This window comes from Pseudomonas jessenii, from assembly GCF_002236115.1.
Classification (GTDB): Bacteria; Pseudomonadota; Gammaproteobacteria; order Pseudomonadales; family Pseudomonadaceae; genus Aquipseudomonas; species Aquipseudomonas jessenii.
This window is the reverse complement of sequence record NZ_NIWT01000008.1, coordinates 322,414-339,333: the sequence shown is the minus strand read 5'-3', so window position 1 is coordinate 339,333 and position 16,920 is coordinate 322,414. Positions and strand designations below refer to the sequence as shown.

The window sequence follows — 16,920 nt, the reverse complement described above, 5'->3', positions numbered from 1 at the left end:
CCCAATAGTGGGGAATAGTGGCCCCGGCGAAAAAGGGGGGGGATTGGGTGGGGAATATCCCCCGGCCTATCAAGTCGTGATCATAACAAGCTGATTAATAACGTATTTTTTTGTGGCATGCGGATTGCTCCGGACGATTTATCGAAGTGTTCCCCCGATAACCCGCAGCGAGGCCCGAGTCCATGATCGGCATATCCCACGCTTGGTCCTTGATTGATTTGCTTACCCCCCCAGTGGGAGCGAGCTTGCTCGCGATGACTGCTTTCCAGTCGCCAACGATGTCGACTGTCAGTCCGCTATCGCGAGCAAGCTCGCCCCCACAACGGGGCGGGTAAGACAGGTACAGATCGGTAAAGAGGAATGTTGCTGAAAACAGGACCAACCCTTGTCCGGCGTCGTGCCGGGATTTCGGGTCAGTCCCGGTGATACCCACTAACGAGGAAACCGACATGGACCGATTCGCGCATTGCGGCCTGCTGACGTTTTGCCTGTTGGCCTTCGGTATCGACCAGGCGCTGGCTCACTCGGCGGACGAGCACACCGGGCACGACACGGCGGCCAGCACCGCCAGCCCGGAGAACGCCCGGATCAGATTTGCCGACGTGGCCTTGCTGGACCAGAACGGCAAGGTCGTCAACCTGGAAAAAGACCTGGTCAGCAACAAAATCGTGGTCATGGGTTTCATTTACACCCGTTGCACCACGGTCTGCCCGGTGATGTCCTCGATCATGGGCAGGGTACAGAAACATTTGGGCGCGCGGGTCGGCACCGAGGTGCAATTGGTGTCCATCAGCATCGACCCGCAGCGTGATGATCCCCAACGCCTGAACGACTACGCCCGCACCTTCCAGAAAGGGCCGGGCTGGAGCTGGCTGACCGGTTCGCCGCAGGCGGTCGATGCCACCCTCAAGGGCCTGGGTGTCTACCGCGGTAACTTCGAGAACCACTCGCCACTGATTCTGGTGGGGGACGGCAACAACCGCTACTGGACCCGCTACTACGGTCTCACCGAACCGGCGGAGCTGGCCCGGGCCGTCGAGAGGCTCAGAGGCGAACGCAACGCCCACGCCAAGCACACCGCCATCGCCATGGAGCACCAGCCATGAGCGCCTTCGACAGGAAAACCTGCTTCCCCGACATACCCGTGCAGGACCAGAACGGCAGCACCTTTATCTCCCTTACCAGTGATCCGCTGCGCAACACGCCAGCGGTACTCAAGGCTTGCACCTTGAAACAGGGCATCGATGGGCCCCACTGGTTTTTTCTTACCGAAGACAAGGTGCAAATGGACCTTGTATGGGGGCGCATCGACCAGATCGTGCCGACCCCCTTGCAGCACTCCACACGGTTGATCGTCGGTGACGCGGCGAACAAGCGCTGGAACAAAATCCGTCCCGCCGCCATTGCCCAGCGCTTGCAGTTGCTGACAATGCCCGTGGCCCGTCGCTGAGCCACGGCCATGAATACTGCCCTCGTCCTTGGCCTGCTGCTCTTCGGCAGCATCGCGCTCACCGCCCAGGCGCTGCCGCTGAGTCTCAGCGAAAGTGCCGGTAAACGGTTGTACCACGAAGGCGTGTCGGCCAGCGGCGAACCGATCATGGTCCGGGTCGGCGCAGCGGGCGTGCTGCTGCCGGCCACCCGCGTGCCGTGCGCCAATTGTCATGGCGAGGATGGCCTCGGGCGCCCGGAAGGCGAGGTGCGACCGCCGGACCTGCGCTGGTCTCGACTGGCCAGCAGTCAAGGCCAGCAGCACATCAACGGCCGCAGTTATCCGGCCTACAGCGAAATCACCCTGGCGCGGGCGGTGCAGGAGGGGCGCGACCCGGGCAACAATCGGCTCGATCCGACGATGCCACGGTTCGTGTTGTCGATGATCGATCAACGCAACCTCACGGCGTACCTCAAACACCTGGCCGAAGACCGCGTTCCGGGACTGGCCCCCGACAGTCTGCACCTGGGTACGTTGTTGCCGGGTTCCGGCCCCTTGGGCGAAGAGGGCATCACGGTGGCGGCGGTGCTCAATGGCTGCGTGGCGCGCATCAACGAGGCGGGAGGAATTCATGGCCGGCAGTTGCGCCTGACCATCCTCGACCCCGGCGCCGACCGCGCCAGTGCCGAAAAGGCGCTGGACCGGTTGATCAATGAAGAGCAGGTGTTTGCCCTGATCGCACCGATGGCGCCGGCATTGGACCTGAACTTCGCCATGCGTCTGGAACAGGCCGGCATTCCCCTGATCGGGCCGCTGTCCTTGCAGGGCACGCTCCACACCAGCCCGCAGATATTCGAGCCACTGCCGGGCCTTCGCGACCAATTGATCGCCCTGGCCAACTACGCCAGTGCGAGCCTGCGGGTGCTTCAGGGGCCGACGCTGATCGCCTATCCGGACGAACCCGGCCAACGGCTGGCGGCGCAGGAACTCAGCAAGTACTTGCAGGGGCACGCCTGGCAAAAGGTGCGCCTGCAAGCCTATGACCCGGCCGGGGATGATTTTCCCTTGGGGTCGCGTTCGGTGTTTTACCTGGGCAGCAGCAGCGGCTTCAGTCGTCTGGCCGAGCGCTTGCAAACGGCGGGGCAGGTGCCTTACCTGTTCGCCGCCTCGAACCAGGTGGCGGGCAATCTGATGCAGGTGCCCAGCGGATTTTCCCGACGGGTATTCCTGGCCTATCCGTTCGTGCCAAGCGACTGGACCCAGGCCGGGCGCCTGGCCTTGACCCAGTTGCGCGAACACCAGGGCCTCGGTGGCCAGCATGCGGTGCTGCAAGTGGGCGCGTTCAGTTCGATGATGCTGCTCAGCGAAGGCATGAAGCAGGCCGGGCGCAATGCCAGTCGCGAGAAGCTGGTCAGGGCCCTGGAAGGCTTGCGTGACTTCGATACCGGGCTGACACCGCTGATCAGTTTTGGTCCGGGCCGGCGCCTGGGCTTGAGCGGTGCCCATATCGTCACGGTGGATCTGCCGGACCAGCGTTTCTATCTTGTCGCGCCCTATAAACCCATTGCTGCCACGCCCTGACTGGAGGCCGATCATGAAACTCGATACCGCCCGGTGCAGACGCTTCCACTGGCGAAACCGCAGGGCTACGCTTAACCGGGATGAGGGCGTCGGCGCCATTGCGCTCGCGCAATCGAATCGAACGGATTGCCGATCAATAGGGGGTTTCCCCAACAGTGGGGGGAAAAGTCCAGTGCCAATCACGTCGCTTTCCCCGTTTTTGGGGGATGGAACTGCGCTACGAAAAGGCATTGTTTTTTAAATTCAAGGACATGAAGTCCTCAAATTACCGGTGCCCAGCCTGGCATGAAGTGTGCGTTAGTCCTGTCAGGACGCGCACTCCGTCAGGTTCAAAATCCGGACCTGCGGTTTCAAGGAGTCCACCTTGTTGAATAAAGTACTGGTTGTTGATGACGAACAGTTGCTGGCGGAGAACCTCCAGGGTTACCTGCAGGCGCAAGCACTGGAAGTCCGGATTGCCCACGACGGTGCGAAAGGAATCGCTGAAGCCGATGATTTCGCGCCCGATGTGATGGTGTTCGATTACCGCTTGCCCGATATGGAAGGCTTTCAGGTGCTCGATGCCGTCCGCCAGAACAGGAAGTGTCATTTCGTGCTGATCACAGGGCATCCAACCGCAGAGGTTTGCGAGCGGGCCCGGCAACTGGGCGTCAGCCATATCCTGTTCAAACCGTTTCCATTGGCGGAATTGGCCCGTGCCGTGCTTGATCTTCTGGGCAGGCAACGCGAACCCAAAGTGGGGGTGAGCACTTCCGAAGGCTTTGTCGAACGACGCCAGAGCAGGACCGAGAGTTTCCCGCTGCAGTTGTACGACGGTAGCTGGGTGCTGGCAGATCGCCGAAAAAATACATCGGCCTCCAAGGCGCCAGACGACGAACAGTTGCTCACCGGGGAGTAGTGGCGCGACAAGACGTTCCGGCCTCCGCCGAATGGCTCGCCGCGCCGACAGGGCCCAAAGCCCCGGGCGTAGGAGAGCAAGCCATGGACCGTCTATCCTTTGCCGTAGAACCGGCGCAACCGGAATGTTCACCGACTCGTTTCACCAGTGAGCAACTGGCCCAGGCCCGAGCCCTGGCCACCAGTTCCGGCGAGCGGATGCTGGACGCCCTGGGGCGGCTGTGCGCACTGGCTCCCATGCCTTTCATTCAATGCCTCGGCGTAACCCTGCACTACCCGGTGCTCGACACCGACAGCCTGTTCAATTCCACGCCGGTGTTCGACCGGGTGACCCTGGCCCAATGCCTCAAGCGCGAATTCACCCTGTTGCGTCACAACGATGCGGTCATCGGTGTGTTCGCCGACCCCTTCGACAGTGCGCGCCTGGCCTGGATCGATGAGTGCCTGCAAGGCGCGCCGCTGTACCTGGTGCATGCCGATGACCTGAAGGCCTATCTGGCGCGTCACGAAGAAAGCTTCCATGCGGTGGAGTCGCTCAACGCCCAGAGCGACGCCGGGGCCGAAATCGATAACCTGCAAAGCCTGTCCCTGACCAGCATCAGCGAAGATTCCAGCGTCGTGGTCAAACTGGTCAACTCGACCCTGTACGACGCGCTGAAAATGCACGCCAGCGACATCCACCTCGGCACCACCGGCAGCGGCCTGGTGATCAAGTACCGGATCGACGGCGTGCTCAACAACATCAGCAAAATCCAGGGCAGCGAGTTCGCCGAGCAAGTGATTTCCCGGGTCAAGGTCATGGCCGAACTGGACATCGGCGAAAAACGCGTGCCCCAGGATGGCCGCTTCAAGATCGGTATCAGCGGCCGGCAGATCGACTTCCGAGTGTCGATCATGCCGAGCATTTTCGGCGAAGACGCGGTGCTGCGGGTACTCGATAAACAGGACCTGGCGGACAAGGTCTGTGGCGTGCAGTTGCAGGCCCTGGGCTTTGAAGAAGAAACCCTGCGCCAGTTGCGCCGGCTGGCCGCCGAACCCTACGGCATGGTGCTGGTGACCGGGCCGACCGGTAGCGGCAAAACCACCACCCTGTACGCGATGATCACCGAGATCAACCACGGCGTGGACAAGATCATCACTATTGAGGACCCGGTGGAATATCAACTGCCGGGCGTGCTGCAGATCCCCGTCAACGAGAAGAAAGGCCTGACCTTCGCCCGGGGCCTGCGCTCGATCCTGCGCCATGACCCGGACAAGATCATGGTCGGTGAAATCCGCGACCCGGACACCGCACAGATCGCCGTGCAATCGGCGCTCACCGGTCACCTGGTGTTCACCACCATTCACGCCAACAACGTGTTCGACGTCATCGGCCGTTTCACCCAGATGGAAATCGATCCCTACAGCCTGGTCTCGGCACTCAATGCCGTACTGGCCCAGCGTTTGATCCGCCTGGTCTGCACCAGTTGCAGCAGCCCCTACAGCCCGACGCAAGAAGAGCTGGAGGTCTCGGGGCTTGATCCGCAAAAGGTCGCTCACTACCGGTTCGTCCACGGCAAGGGCTGCGGGCATTGTCGGGGCACCGGTTATCGCGGGCGTAGCGCAATTGCCGAGTTGCTGCACCTGGACGACGAATTGCGGCAAATGATCGTCGAGCGCCAACCCATTTCGAAAATCAAGGCGCACGCCTGTAAACGTGGCTTGCGCCTGTTGCGCGAGTCGGCGCTGGAGATGGTGGAACAAGGCCGGACGACTCTCGAGGAGATCAATCGTGTCACTTTTATCTCGTGAGCAATTTGTCGCCGTGCTCGGCGCAAGCGGTGTTGGCCTGGGGCAGCGGCAAGGCGCTGCAACCCACTGGCTGGGCAGCGTCGGCTACATTGACGAAGGCTTCCAGGCCTGGACGGTGGCCCTCGATACCCTCGACCGTTTGTTGGCCGAACACACCGTTGCCAGGGCGGAACTGACGGTGGTGATCTCCGGGCACTTCAGTCGCTATTGCCTGGTGCCCTGGAGTGAGCAGATCAGTAGCCCGGCCGAATTGCTCGGCTTCGCCCAACTGTGTTTCGAAGACCTCTACGGTGCCCCGACACAACCCTGGAGCCTGGTGCTGTCGGCCGAACCCGCCGGTTACGACCGCATCGCCACCGCGCTGCCACAGGACTTGCTCGAACGCCTGCGCGCCCTGGTCAGGGCTCGCGGTTTGCGCTTGCGTTCGGTGCAGCCGTACCTGATGACGGCGTTCAACCATTTCGATAAAAGCTTTGAGGCCGGGGATTTCCTGTTCGTGGTCGCCGAACCGGTGCGCAGCGTGTTGCTGCTGGCCAGGGAAGGGCGCTGGACCTCGGTGCGATCGGTGGGCAGCAGCGACAGCGATGCGGCGCTGACCGCGTTGATCGGTCGTGAACACCAGTTGCAGGCTTCGAGCAGTGAACGGCCGTTGAATGTCTACCTGCATGCACCGGCGCGCATCGATTCGCCTCCTGACGTGCCTGGTGTGCATCTGCGCACCCTCGAAGAAGACCGGACAGCCGTACGCGATTGCCTGTACCTCATGTCTCGGGCGGTGGCCTGACATGCGCCCCCTGATGCTCGACTTTCAGCCGCGCCGCCGTGCAGGCCCTTTGGGCTGGAGCCTGCTGGCCGGTGGCGTGGTGCTGACACTGACCTGCCTGCTGGTGCAGCAGCACCTGAGCCACGAGGCCGAACAACAGCAAGGTCATCTGCAAATCACACAGCGAGTGCTCACCGGCGATACCGGCGGCAAGCTCAGCCTGACCCCGGCGCAAATTCGCGAGCAGGCGCATAACCTGGCGGAAATGCGCAAGGTCTCCCAGCAGTTGCGCCGCCCTTGGGAACGCCTGTTCGCCACCCTCGAAGCCATGCCACGGGACAACATTGCCCTGCTGACCCTGACCCCGGACGCCCGCAAGGGTCAGGTGCGGATCAGCGCCGAGGCGCTGGACCTGGACGCCATGCTCGATTTCCACCGCCGTCTCGAAGCCAGCGACGAGCTGTCCGACGTATCGCTGCTGAGCCACGAAATTGTCGCCAACGTGCCGGAACACCCGGTGCAGTTCAACCTGTCGGCTACCTGGGAGATCGGCGATGCAAATCCATAAATTGATCGTCCACGAATACCTGCAAGGCCTGGGCGTTCCGGGGCTGGCAGGGATGGCCATGCTGGTGCTGGCGCTGAGCTATGGCCTGGTGGGGTTGCTGCCGAACTGGGAGTCGCTGCAAAGTCTCAGCCAGCAAACTCGCGAAGCCACCGAGTACCTGGCCAAGGTCGAAGACGGCAGCGTGGCCGCGCCGGTGGTGCCGCAGCGCCAGCTCGACGATTTTCGCAGCAAGTTGCCGTCCCAGCCCCAGGCCACCGTGGCCATCGACAAGATCTACGCCCTGGCCGCCCAGGAACGCATCACCTTGTCCCGGGGTGAGTACTCCCTGGGCGTGGACCCCAAGACCCACCTGGCCCGTTATCAGATTCTGCTGCCGGTACGTGGCAGCTATCCGCAACTGAGGCGTTTCCTGCACGCCTTGCTCGGCCAGTTGCCGGCGGTGGTGCTCGAGGATGTGGAGCTACAGCGCAAGAACATCGCCGATACCGACCTGACCGGGCGGATCCGCATGACCCTTTACCTGTCGAGGTCATGATGAATACCAAACGAGTGTCGGGTTGGGTGGCGTTCTTCGGTGTAGCGGCAGCGCTCGCCTGGCTCCCCGAATACTTCAATCAGGCCGGCGACAGCGACCTTGCGGTGGCCACCGTGGCTACGCCAGCCAAGGGCAAGACCCCTGGCGCATCGACGGCTGCATCGAGCGCCGCTGCGCTGGCGCCGATCAAGGACCTGAGCCCGGCAGGAGACCTGTTCGCCGCCCGTAGCTGGATAGCGGCGCCGGCCCTTGGCACCGTCACTGAACAACCGGTAGTCGTTACTCCTGTGGTGCAAGTCCCCACTGCACCACCGTTGCCCTTCCAGTTTGTCGGCAGGCTGGATGACCGTTCCGATCTGCAGGTGTTTTTGCAGAGCGGCGAAAAAATATACGTCGTGCGCAAAGGGGATGTCATCGACGAAACCTGGCGGATCGAGCGGATTTCCGATAAGGAACTGAGCCTGGTCTACCTGCCTCTGCATTTGGCGCAGACCTTGTCTGTGGGGAGTACGGAATGAACAAATCCCGTTTGCTGATGAGCCTTTGTCTCTGCGCGGGGCTGGCCGCATGCAGTTCGGCGCAGGTTGCCAGGGATGAAGCTTCGGCCCTGATCGAATCGGGCCAATATGAAGCCGGTCTGGCGCGCATCGAAGAGGGATTGCGGGAAAACCCTCGCGATACCGAACTGCACATGGCTCTCAACAGCGGACGGGCCCGCGCCGTGACGGCGCTGCTGACCCAGGCCGACATGGACCGCACCCAGCGTAATTTCGCCGGGGCCCGCATGACTTACAGCCGGGTCTTGAACATCGAACCGAACAACCGTCGTGCCCAGGATTCCCTGCGCCAGCTCGACTACCTGCGCAGCATGGATGAGAAACTCGAACTGGCCCGTGGCGACCTGCGTCGCGGTGACATCTATGGTGCCGACCGCCAGGTCAGACAGATTCTCGAACTGGACCCGAAGAACGAAGGCGCCCTGGAACTGCAAGGCAGCATCCGCCTGGTGCAGAGCCGCAACGTGGTGCAGTACCCACAACTGCGCACGCGCCTTGACCGGCCGGTGACCCTGGAGTTTCGCGATGCCAACCTCAAGACCATTTTCGAAGTGCTGTCTCAGGTCGCCGGCCTGAACTTCATCTTCGACAAGGACCTGCGCCCGGACATGAAAGCCACGATCTTCGTACGTGACGTGCGTATCGAAGACGCCGTGGATCTGCTGCTGCAACAGAACCAGCTGCATCAGAAAGTGGTCAATGAAAACACCGTGCTGATCTACCCGGACTCGCCGCAGAAACTCAAGGATTACCAGGAGTTGGTGATGCGCACCTTCTACCTGACCAGCATCGATGCCAACACGGCGTTGAACATGATCAAGACCATGCTCAAGACCCGCGACGTGTTCGTCGATGAGCGCCTCAACACCCTGACCATGCGCGATACCGGTGACGCTGTGCGCATGGCGGAAAAACTCCTGCAATCGCAGGATCAGTCCAACCCGGAAGTGGTGCTGGAAGTGGAAGTGATGGAAGTCGCCCGCCAGCGCATTCTCGACCTTGGCCTGCAATGGCCCAACACCTTCGGCGTGGTCAACAGCGACGGATCGGCGGTGACCCTTCTCGATCAGCTCAAGGGCATCAACTCCGGCCGCATCACGATCTCGCCATCGCCCCAGGCCAAGATCAATGCCCAGGACAAGGACATCAATACCCTGGCCAGCCCCGTGATTCGGGTCAGCAACCGCGAGCAGGCGCGCATCCACATCGGTCAGCGCGTGCCGATCATCAGCGCCACCTCGGTGCCTTCGACCCAGGGCCCGGTGATCACCGAAAGCGTGACCTACCTCGACGTCGGTCTGAAGCTCGAAGTGCAGCCCATCGTGCACCTGAACAACGAAGTGGCGATCAAGATCGCGCTGGAAGTCAGTAACGCCACGCCGCTGACACCGACCGCTCAGGGCACCATTCCGGTCCAGGTCGATACCCGCAACGCCCAGACCACCTTGCGTCTGCATGACGGCGAAACCCAGATCCTCGCCGGTCTGGTGCGCGACGACCACGGCGCCACCGGCAACAAGATTCCCGGCCTTGGCGACATTCCCGGCCTGGGTCGCCTATTCGGCAGCAACAGGGACGACGTCATCAAATCCGAACTGGTGCTGTCGATCACCCCGCGGATCGTGCGCAATCTGCCGTACCAGAGTCCGTCGGACATGGAATTCCCGACCGGTACCGAAACCAGCATGCACATCCAGGCACCGGACCGTTCGATGAGCACCACGGTTCAGGTCAACCCCATGACCGCCCCGATCGCCACTACCGTTACCGTCGGGAAGCCTTGATCATGAACGCCTCGCAACGCGGTTTTACCCTGGTCGAAGTCGTGGTGACGCTCGCCCTGGTCGGCCTGCTGGCCGGCATGGCCGCACCGCTGACCGAGACCGTGGTGCGTCGGGGCAAAGAGCAGGACCTGCGAACCGCGCTGTACCAGATCCGCGATGCCATCGACGCTTACAAACAAGCCTTCGACGCGGGCTACATCGAGAAGTCGCTCGACAGCAGCGGCTACCCGCCGAACCTGCAAGTACTGGTCGAGGGTGTGCGTGACACGCGCAGCGCAAAGGGCGCCAAGTTCTACTTCCTGCGGCGTATCCCCCGTGACCCGCTGGCAGCCGTCAAGCGTGACGACGAGGGCGGCTGGGGCCTGCGTTCCTATGACAGTTCGGCTGAGAACCCGCGCGAGGGCCAGGACGTCTTTGACGTTTACTCCAAGGCCCGCGGCAAGGGCCTCAATGGCATCGCCTACCGAGAGTGGTGAGCATATGAGTCGGCAAAAGGGCTTTACCCTGATTGAACTGATGGTGGTCATGGCAATCATCGCGACCCTGATGACGATCGCCTTGCCACGCTACTTCAGCAGCCTGGAAGCTTCCAAAGAGACCACCTTGCATCAGAGCCTGTCGTCCATGCGCGAGGCGCTGGATCATTACTATGGAGACACCGGGCGTTATCCCGATTCCATCGAACAGCTGGTCGAACTGCGCTACCTGCGCAACCAGCCGCTGGACCCGATTGCCGAGCGCAAGGACACCTGGGTCATTGTCGCGCCACCGGATGGCGTGGCGGGCGGGGTGGCTGATATCAAGAGTGGGGCCAGCGGGAGGGCGCGTGATGGCAGCCTGTATTCCGAGTGGTAAACCTTCGAACCAGGACGGCTTCACCTACCTGGGCGTGTTGTTTCTGGTCGTCGTGCTGGGCATGGGCCTGGCCAGTGCCGGCGAGTTGTGGGCCACCGCTGCGCGCCGCGATCGCGAAAACCAGTTGCTCTGGGTCGGTACGCAATATGCCCAGGCGCTGCGCAGCTATTACCGCAGTTCGCCCGGTATGGCCCAGTATCCGAAAGAACTCAAGGACCTGTTGCAGGACGAGCGTTTTCCGTCGGCCAGGCATCATCTGCGGCAGTTGTACCCGGAGCCGATGACAGGGGGCGAATGGGAGCTGATGCGTGATTTTGACGGGCGGATCAGCGGCGTGTACTGCCCGTCCGAGCAGAAGCCGCTCAAGCAAGAGAATTTTCCCAGCCAGTGGGCGGACTTCAAAGGCATGGCCAGCTACAAGGATTGGCAGTTTGTGGCCGAGAAAGTCTCCTTCGAAGGTACCGACGGGCCGCCGAAAGAACAGTCCACCGGGCCCCAGGCATTGCAGCCTTGAATCGCAGGAGCGGGATTGCTTGCGAAGGCGGCCTGACAGCCGACCTGTCTTTTTGTTGACCGTGTACATATCCATTGCTGCGGTAACGGCTGCTTATGGTTTCGCCCTTACGGCGAGTCCCTTTTGTCAAACGACACAAAAGGAACCAAAAAGTCTCGCCCCTTACGTACGGCCCCTCGCTGAGGCTCGGCGTTCCTTCGCTGCGGTATTCATCCGGGGGCATTGCCCTCCGGTCGGCTTCGCTTCGACCTACATGCAATGAGTTCGACTGCGTCGAACGGCGCTGCGCGCCAATCCCCGGATAAACACCTCCACTCAGCCTTCCGAGGGGGCGGGTGGATCAAGATCAAAAGCTGCAGGCGAGCTAACGCTCGGCCTGATGAGTGGTGAAGAGCGTGGGGGTACGGGGCCCTGCTTTTGCTCTGCTCTTCTGTGGGAGCGAGCTTGCTCGCGATGGCGGTCTTACAACCAACGATAATCCTTTGGCTCACACCACAGGAATTTGTGGATGTCAGAGGCGGCTGTAGGACCAGGAGTGAGGCTACACCGCCTTGCGTCGTTGCCTACATCTACGCCAGAATCTGCCGGCTTGTGCGCCTTGTGCCTGGTCTTTATCGTTTCCGTGTCGCTGCAAATTCAGCGTCCGGATTTAGCGATCCGAACAGTTACAGGGACACCAGCACTCCAGTCTTGATTGCATGCGTTGCTATGCCTGCAATTTGATTATGGCGGCTGTGCGTCGGAGACCTTTGGGTCTACCGGGTTTGCCTGTAACCGGTTCGCTAACCTTCGTACAGTCGCCACCCTTACTTGTTTAGCGACAGGTCTTGGTGGCTCCAATTTCTACAGGAGCTCCACCATGTTCAAACCCACACCCAATCCCCCCGAATCAGAAACCGATACCACTCAACGTGCATCCGGTTTGCATCTCAAACCCGCCATTCTAAAAAACAACGCACCCCACAACCCCAGCACAATGTTCATCATCGCACCCGATATCGACACTGAAAGTTTATTGGCCCACGCCTGTGAATCGCTGGCCTCGGCGAGTGTCATGGCCAGCGATTTCGCCACGTTTCTGGACGGCCCGCAACGCAGCATGCTGTTGGGTATCCAGCAGGTGATCATGCTGGCGGACCTGGCGGTCAACCGCGCTCTGGATAATGTTGCCCCATTGGACTAAACACAGAACCTTTGTGGCGAGGGGGCTTGCCCCCGTTGGGCTGCGCAGCGGCCTCAAAATCAGGCAATGCGGCTTTTCAGGCCGACCGCGCTGGATGAATTTGCGACTGCTGCGCAGCCGAACGGGGGCAAGCCCCCTCGCCACAGGGGTTGTGTTCGCTTGCACGCTTCAGGCGTTTTCCAGCATCGTGATCAACTGCTCCGGCCACACCGTTTCTCGGGTCTCTTGCAGCTCTGCCACCGACCACCATTTATGGTCAGCCATTACCCGGACTTCGTTAGCCGTCCATCCCTCACGGGACAGGTGTTCACTGTCGGTACGAACCACGAAATAGCGCTCAACGGACAACACCGTTTCGCCGCTTGGCAGCATCATCGGAAAACTGCGTTCTGCAACGCTCGGACCCACCGTGTCGATGCGTAAACCCGTCTCTTCAAACAGTTCACGAACCGCCGCAACCTCAAAGGATTCACCCTGCTCAAGCCCCCCACCGGGTGTCGCCCAGTGGCTTTGGCCAGCGAGGGCATCGTTTTTGTGTTGGAAGTGAAACAGCAGAACCTGTTGCGAGGGATTGATCACCAGCAGTCTGGCGGAATTACGTTGGCGCATTTTTTTCTTTCCATAGAGTGCCGCGAACCGCAGCTTTCACTGCGGCTCGCGACGGTAAAGCTCATGTCGGCGTTATTACACCGAAAGGGTTATGCCACCACCCGGTAACACGGCACATACGCCGCGCCGCCCGGCAGTTTCATCCGGTGCTGGGCGACGAAGGCTTTGAGCAGCAGGTCCAGCGGTTGCATGATCGCCGCGTCGCCACGGATCTGGTACGGCCCGTGTTCTTCGATCAGGCGGATGCCCTTGTCCTTGACGTTGCCGGCGACGATGCCGGAGAACGCGCGGCGCAGGTTCGCTGCCAGTTCGTGGGACGGCAGGTCGAGGCTCAGTTTCAGGTTGGCCATGTTTTCGTGGGTCGGGTCGAACGGGCGCTGGAAGCCTTCGTCGATTTTCAGCAGCCAGTTGAAGTGGAACGCGTCGTTGCGCTCGCGGCGGAACTGCTTGACCGCCTTGAGACCCTGGGTCATCTGCCGCGCCACTTCGGCCGGGTCATCGATGATGATCTGGTAGTGCTGCTTGGCGGTTTCGCCCAGGGTCGCACCGACGAATGCGTCCAGTTGTTCCAGGTACGGTGCGGCGTGTTTCGGCCCGGTGAGGATGACCGGGAAGGGCAGGCCTTCATTGCCCGGGTGCATCAGGATGCCCAGCAGGTACAGGAACTCTTCGGCCGTACCGGCGCCGCCCGGGAAGATGATGATGCCGTGGCCGACGCGGACGAAGGCTTCCAGGCGTTTTTCGATGTCCGGCAGGATCACCAGTTCGTTGACGATCGGGTTCGGCGCCTCGGCGGCGATGATTCCGGGTTCGGTCAGGCCCAGGTAGCGGCCGCCGTGGATGCGTTGCTTGGCGTGGGCGATGGTGGCGCCTTTCATCGGGCCTTTCATCACGCCGGGGCCGCAACCGGTGCAGATGTCCAGGCTGCGCAGGCCCAGTTCGTGGCCGACTTTCTTGGTGTATTTGTATTCTTCGGTGTTGATCGAGTGCCCGCCCCAACACACCACGATCTTCGGCTCGACGCCAGGGCGCAGGGTGCGGGCGTTGCGCAGCAGGTGGAAGACGTAATCGCTGATGCCCTGGGAGCTGCTCAGGTCGATGCGTTGGCTGTCGAGTTCGTTTTCGGTGTAGACGATGTCACGCAGGGCGCTGAACAGCATTTCCCGGGTGCTGGCGATCATTTCACCGTCGACGAAGGCGTCGGCCGGGGCGTTCAGAAGTTCCAGGCGCACGCCACGGTCCTGCTGGTGAATGCGGATTTCAAAATCCTTGTAGGCTTCAAGGATGGTCTTGGCGTTGTCGACATGGGCGCCGGTGTTGAGGATGGCCAGGGCGCACTGGCGGAAGAGGGTGTAGGTGCTGCCGGAACCGGCTTCGCTCAGTTGCTGGACTTCCCGTTGCGAGAGTGTTTCCAGGCTGCCTTTGGGACTGACGGAGGCGTTGATAACTTGGCGTTGGGTCATTCAATGATCCTTAAAACGATGTCATTCACACAACAACAACGAATGGCATCCGAATAATGTGTACTCATGAAAGAAGATGGCACGAACTGCGCAGTCTCGCCATGTCCCCGCTTGACGATGAAAAGATGAAAAGGGGCCCCAGCATAGCTAAATCCCGCGCAGAGGCGATAATGGCCCGCAGTCTTTTTGCCTCAAACCCCTTTTTACCATTGAAGCTCAGGAAACCCGACGCAATGTTCGAAATCCAGCCGATGAACGCCCAGACCTACCGGCAACAGACACGGCGCAGCACGATCATCATTGCCCTGATCTTTCTGGCGCTGGCGATGGTGCTGTCCACGGCGGCGGTGGCTCTGTTCGGCACGCCGGGAGGCGACAATCTGCGCTTCAATGCCGGTGGCGTGTTCGTTGCGGTGCTGGCGATGGCAGCGTTGATGCGCAAGGTGTTCTGGCGCCAGGAATGGATGGCGCCGGCGGTCTACAGTTGGCAACTCAAGCGCAGCCTGATGAGCGTTACCAATGTCATGCATCATGTAACGACGGCCGTGGAAAAGGGCGATCCGGTTGCGATGAAGCTGTTGCGTTTCTACCATTTGGGGTTGAACCAGATGCATCAACTCGATGGCAACTCCAGCGACCACGGCCAGTTTCTCCGCGAAATGGATCAGCACAAGGAACGAATGCAAGCGCTGGGCATCGACACCGAACAGACGCGGCTGGATCCGGCGTGGCTGGAGGCGGTAAAGCAGGCGTCGCGCTAACATCATTGCGAGCCTGTATCAGGCATAGTCAGCAAAAGAGGCGATCAGGAAGAATCGCCCTGTCACAGACAATCAGGGAGCAGCATGGTACATCCATCGATCAACGATCATATTGAAATGCTCCGGCCAGCGGTGCCCCGGCTCAAGGTTCGCTCGGCGGTGATCCTGCTGCTCGCAGTGTGCCTGTCGATGGTGGCTATCGTGATCTGGGAAGCCTGGAGCTCGCGCCAGTACTACCTGCATGACAAGGAAGTGACGATGTCCAACCTTGCGCAGACCTTGGCATCGCAAGCGCAGGCAACGATCAAGCAGGCCGACACACTGTTGTTCACCCTGGTCGATCGGCTGGAGCACGAGGGTGTGGATCAATCCCGGCTGCCGGCATTGCTCAATGCCCAGCGCAGTGAGTTGAGTCAGCTCCATGGCGTGTTCGTTTTCGACGAAAAAGGGCAATGGATCGCCAATTCCAACGGCGCCGGCCAAACCGGCGTCAACAATTCCGACCGCGAATACTTTACCTTCCATCGCGATAACCCCAGCCGTGGGCCGCACATCGGGCCGTCGATCAAGAGCCGTTCGAGCGGTGAATGGATCATGACGGTTTCGCGCCGGTTCAATCATCCCGACGGCAGCTTTGCCGGGGTGGCGGTGGCGACGATTTACCTCAGCCATTTCCTGCAGCTCTACGACAGCATCGACATGGGCAGTAACGGCGTGATCAACCTGATCGGCGACAATGCCCGCATTGTCATTCGCAGGCCCTTCAAGGAAGCGGAGATCGGTTCCAGCCTCGCCAAGAGCCCGTTGTTCAACGAGTTGTTGCCCAAGGGCGACGCGGGTACGGCCACGCTCAGGTCGATCGTTGACGGTGTCGAGCGGGTGACGGGCTATCGCCGGGTCGAGGGTTATCCGCTGATCGTTTTTACCGCGGTGAACAAGGATGAAGTGCTCGGCAGCTGGCGCAAGGAGACGCTGCTCAGCGCCGGTATCGTCGCGCTGTTGCTGAGTTTTCTCGGGGTACTGGGGTTTCGGCTTATCAAGCTGATGAGGCAGCAGAATCTGGTGCAGGTCGAGTTGCTGGACACCCAGGACAAGCTCCTGGAGGTCAATCGCAACCTCGAAGGCCTGGCCCTCAAGGACGCGCTGACGGGACTGGCCAACCGCCGTCAGCTCGACGCTTTCATCGATGCCGAAATGGGGCGTGCCCGACGCAGCCAGTCCGAATTGGCGCTGTTGATGATTGATGTCGACCATTTCAAACCGTTCAACGACTGCTACGGCCACCTGGCCGGTGACGAGTGTTTGCGCAAGGTCAGTGCGATCATCACGAACAGCATCAAGCGTCCCGGTGACCTGGCCGCCCGCTATGGTGGCGAAGAGTTTGCCGTGGTGCTGCCCGGCAGCGACTACGTGGGGGCATTTCTGGTGGCGGAGAAAATCCGCCGTGCGGTACTGCAGGCCGACATTGCCCACAGTGACAGCCCGGAAGGCATCGTGACCGTCAGTGTCGGCGTCTGTGCCAGCAATGCCGCGTCCCAGGTCCGCCCCGAAGACCTGATTGGTGCGGCAGACAAGGCGCTGTACGTGGCCAAGGCCAGTGGGCGGAACATGAGCGTGATTGCCAACTGAA

The 16,920-nt window shown here is 61.0% G+C and carries 17 protein-coding genes and 1 pseudogene; 16 read left to right on the top strand and 2 right to left on the bottom strand.

Annotated elements, in window-relative coordinates:
• Positions 1–449: 449 nt before the first annotated feature.
• The 14 genes and pseudogenes from PSJE_RS26620 to PSJE_RS26545 all read left to right on the top strand — a co-directional run bounded on the left by PSJE_RS26620 (position 450) and on the right by PSJE_RS26545 (position 12,457).
• Complete coding sequence (locus tag PSJE_RS26620) at positions 450–1,106, top strand: SCO family protein (protein ID WP_090454701.1); 657 nt, start codon at positions 450–452, stop codon at positions 1,104–1,106.
• A pseudogene (locus PSJE_RS26615) lies at positions 1,094–1,450 on the top strand (thioredoxin domain-containing protein); the annotation flags it as partial. The gene PSJE_RS26620 and the pseudogene PSJE_RS26615, both read left to right, overlap by 13 nt.
• A gap of 9 nt (positions 1,451–1,459) precedes the next feature.
• On the top strand, positions 1,460–3,010 hold the full coding sequence (locus tag PSJE_RS26610) for an ABC transporter substrate-binding protein (protein WP_090454705.1): 1,551 nt from the start codon (positions 1,460–1,462) through the stop codon (positions 3,008–3,010).
• A gap of 364 nt (positions 3,011–3,374) precedes the next feature.
• Positions 3,375–3,908: a response regulator gene (locus tag PSJE_RS26605; RefSeq protein ID WP_057715495.1), complete on the top strand. Its 534-nt coding sequence runs from the start codon at positions 3,375–3,377 to the stop codon at positions 3,906–3,908.
• An 83-nt stretch (positions 3,909–3,991) separates the two neighbouring features.
• Positions 3,992–5,698: a GspE/PulE family protein gene (locus PSJE_RS26600; RefSeq protein WP_090454707.1), complete on the top strand. Its 1,707-nt coding sequence runs from the start codon at positions 3,992–3,994 to the stop codon at positions 5,696–5,698.
• Positions 5,679–6,482 carry a hypothetical protein gene (locus PSJE_RS26595; RefSeq protein ID WP_057715493.1) on the top strand — a complete coding sequence of 268 codons (804 nt, stop codon included), beginning with the start codon at positions 5,679–5,681 and terminating at the stop codon, positions 6,480–6,482. Before PSJE_RS26600 ends, PSJE_RS26595 begins: the two co-directional genes overlap by 20 nt.
• A gap of 1 nt (position 6,483) precedes the next feature.
• A complete protein-coding gene (locus PSJE_RS26590) occupies positions 6,484–7,029 on the top strand; it encodes a PilN domain-containing protein (protein WP_090454709.1) in 546 nt (181 codons plus the stop codon).
• Positions 7,016–7,564 carry a GspMb/PilO family protein gene (locus tag PSJE_RS26585; protein WP_090454711.1) on the top strand — a complete coding sequence of 183 codons (549 nt, stop codon included), beginning with the start codon at positions 7,016–7,018 and terminating at the stop codon, positions 7,562–7,564. Before PSJE_RS26590 ends, PSJE_RS26585 begins: the two co-directional genes overlap by 14 nt.
• Positions 7,564–8,082 (top strand): hypothetical protein, encoded by a 519-nt coding sequence (locus tag PSJE_RS26580; protein WP_057715490.1) that lies wholly within the window; start codon positions 7,564–7,566, stop codon positions 8,080–8,082. Before PSJE_RS26585 ends, PSJE_RS26580 begins: the two co-directional genes overlap by 1 nt.
• Positions 8,079–9,905, top strand: coding sequence for a secretin N-terminal domain-containing protein (locus PSJE_RS26575; RefSeq protein ID WP_090454713.1), 1,827 nt, complete (start codon positions 8,079–8,081; stop codon positions 9,903–9,905). The genes PSJE_RS26580 and PSJE_RS26575 overlap by 4 nt, the downstream gene beginning before the upstream one ends.
• A gap of 2 nt (positions 9,906–9,907) precedes the next feature.
• On the top strand, positions 9,908–10,381 hold the full coding sequence (locus tag PSJE_RS26570; protein WP_090454714.1) for a type II secretion system protein: 474 nt from the start codon (positions 9,908–9,910) through the stop codon (positions 10,379–10,381).
• A gap of 4 nt (positions 10,382–10,385) precedes the next feature.
• Positions 10,386–10,760: a type II secretion system protein gene (locus PSJE_RS26565; protein ID WP_090454716.1), complete on the top strand. Its 375-nt coding sequence runs from the start codon at positions 10,386–10,388 to the stop codon at positions 10,758–10,760.
• The gene (locus PSJE_RS26560; RefSeq protein WP_090454717.1) at positions 10,735–11,274 is read left to right on the top strand and encodes a type II secretory pathway, pseudopilin PulG; all 540 of its coding nucleotides are present in this window, start codon (positions 10,735–10,737) and stop codon (positions 11,272–11,274) included. The genes PSJE_RS26565 and PSJE_RS26560 overlap by 26 nt, the downstream gene beginning before the upstream one ends.
• Positions 11,275–12,133: 859 nt before the next feature.
• Entirely contained in the window at positions 12,134–12,457 is a 324-nt protein-coding gene (locus PSJE_RS26545) for a DUF6124 family protein (protein ID WP_090454720.1), read from the top strand.
• 168 nt (positions 12,458–12,625) lie between these two features.
• Here the strand turns inward: PSJE_RS26545 and PSJE_RS26540 are convergent, their stop codons facing one another.
• The gene (locus PSJE_RS26540) at positions 12,626–13,066 is read right to left on the bottom strand and encodes an NUDIX hydrolase (protein ID WP_090454722.1); all 441 of its coding nucleotides are present in this window, start codon (positions 13,064–13,066) and stop codon (positions 12,626–12,628) included.
• 89 nt (positions 13,067–13,155) lie between these two features.
• On the bottom strand, positions 13,156–14,529 hold the full coding sequence (gene ppnN, locus PSJE_RS26535; RefSeq protein WP_057715483.1) for a nucleotide 5'-monophosphate nucleosidase PpnN: 1,374 nt from the start codon (positions 14,527–14,529) through the stop codon (positions 13,156–13,158).
• Between the two features lie 233 nt (positions 14,530–14,762).
• Between ppnN and PSJE_RS26530 the strand changes: the two genes are divergently transcribed.
• Positions 14,763–15,290, top strand: coding sequence for a DUF3087 family protein (locus PSJE_RS26530; protein WP_090454724.1), 528 nt, complete (start codon positions 14,763–14,765; stop codon positions 15,288–15,290).
• A gap of 84 nt (positions 15,291–15,374) precedes the next feature.
• A complete protein-coding gene (locus PSJE_RS26525) occupies positions 15,375–16,919 on the top strand; it encodes a sensor domain-containing diguanylate cyclase (protein WP_090454725.1) in 1,545 nt (514 codons plus the stop codon).
• Position 16,920 lies beyond the last annotated feature (1 nt).

What these genes read in the sequence shown, in the direction of transcription:
- PSJE_RS26560 (WP_090454717.1), top strand. Translation starts at nt 10,735, where the DNA reads ATGGCAGCCTGTATTCCGAGTGGTAAACCTTCGAACCAGGACGGCTTC.
- PSJE_RS26585 (WP_090454711.1), top strand. Translation starts at nt 7,016, where the DNA reads ATGCAAATCCATAAATTGATCGTCCACGAATACCTGCAAGGCCTGGGC.
- PSJE_RS26590 (WP_090454709.1), top strand. Translation starts at nt 6,484, where the DNA reads ATGCGCCCCCTGATGCTCGACTTTCAGCCGCGCCGCCGTGCAGGCCCT.
- PSJE_RS26540 (WP_090454722.1), bottom strand. Translation starts at nt 13,066, where the DNA reads ATGCGCCAACGTAATTCCGCCAGACTGCTGGTGATCAATCCCTCGCAA.
- PSJE_RS26575 (WP_090454713.1), top strand. Translation starts at nt 8,079, where the DNA reads ATGAACAAATCCCGTTTGCTGATGAGCCTTTGTCTCTGCGCGGGGCTG.
- PSJE_RS26545 (WP_090454720.1), top strand. Translation starts at nt 12,134, where the DNA reads ATGTTCAAACCCACACCCAATCCCCCCGAATCAGAAACCGATACCACT.
- PSJE_RS26620 (WP_090454701.1), top strand. Translation starts at nt 450, where the DNA reads ATGGACCGATTCGCGCATTGCGGCCTGCTGACGTTTTGCCTGTTGGCC.
- PSJE_RS26525 (WP_090454725.1), top strand. Translation starts at nt 15,375, where the DNA reads ATGGTACATCCATCGATCAACGATCATATTGAAATGCTCCGGCCAGCG.
- PSJE_RS26530 (WP_090454724.1), top strand. Translation starts at nt 14,763, where the DNA reads ATGTTCGAAATCCAGCCGATGAACGCCCAGACCTACCGGCAACAGACA.
- PSJE_RS26565 (WP_090454716.1), top strand. Translation starts at nt 10,386, where the DNA reads ATGAGTCGGCAAAAGGGCTTTACCCTGATTGAACTGATGGTGGTCATG.
- PSJE_RS26580 (WP_057715490.1), top strand. Translation starts at nt 7,564, where the DNA reads ATGAATACCAAACGAGTGTCGGGTTGGGTGGCGTTCTTCGGTGTAGCG.
- PSJE_RS26610 (WP_090454705.1), top strand. Translation starts at nt 1,460, where the DNA reads ATGAATACTGCCCTCGTCCTTGGCCTGCTGCTCTTCGGCAGCATCGCG.
- ppnN (WP_057715483.1), bottom strand. Translation starts at nt 14,529, where the DNA reads ATGACCCAACGCCAAGTTATCAACGCCTCCGTCAGTCCCAAAGGCAGC.
- PSJE_RS26570 (WP_090454714.1), top strand. Translation starts at nt 9,908, where the DNA reads ATGAACGCCTCGCAACGCGGTTTTACCCTGGTCGAAGTCGTGGTGACG.
- PSJE_RS26600 (WP_090454707.1), top strand. Translation starts at nt 3,992, where the DNA reads ATGGACCGTCTATCCTTTGCCGTAGAACCGGCGCAACCGGAATGTTCA.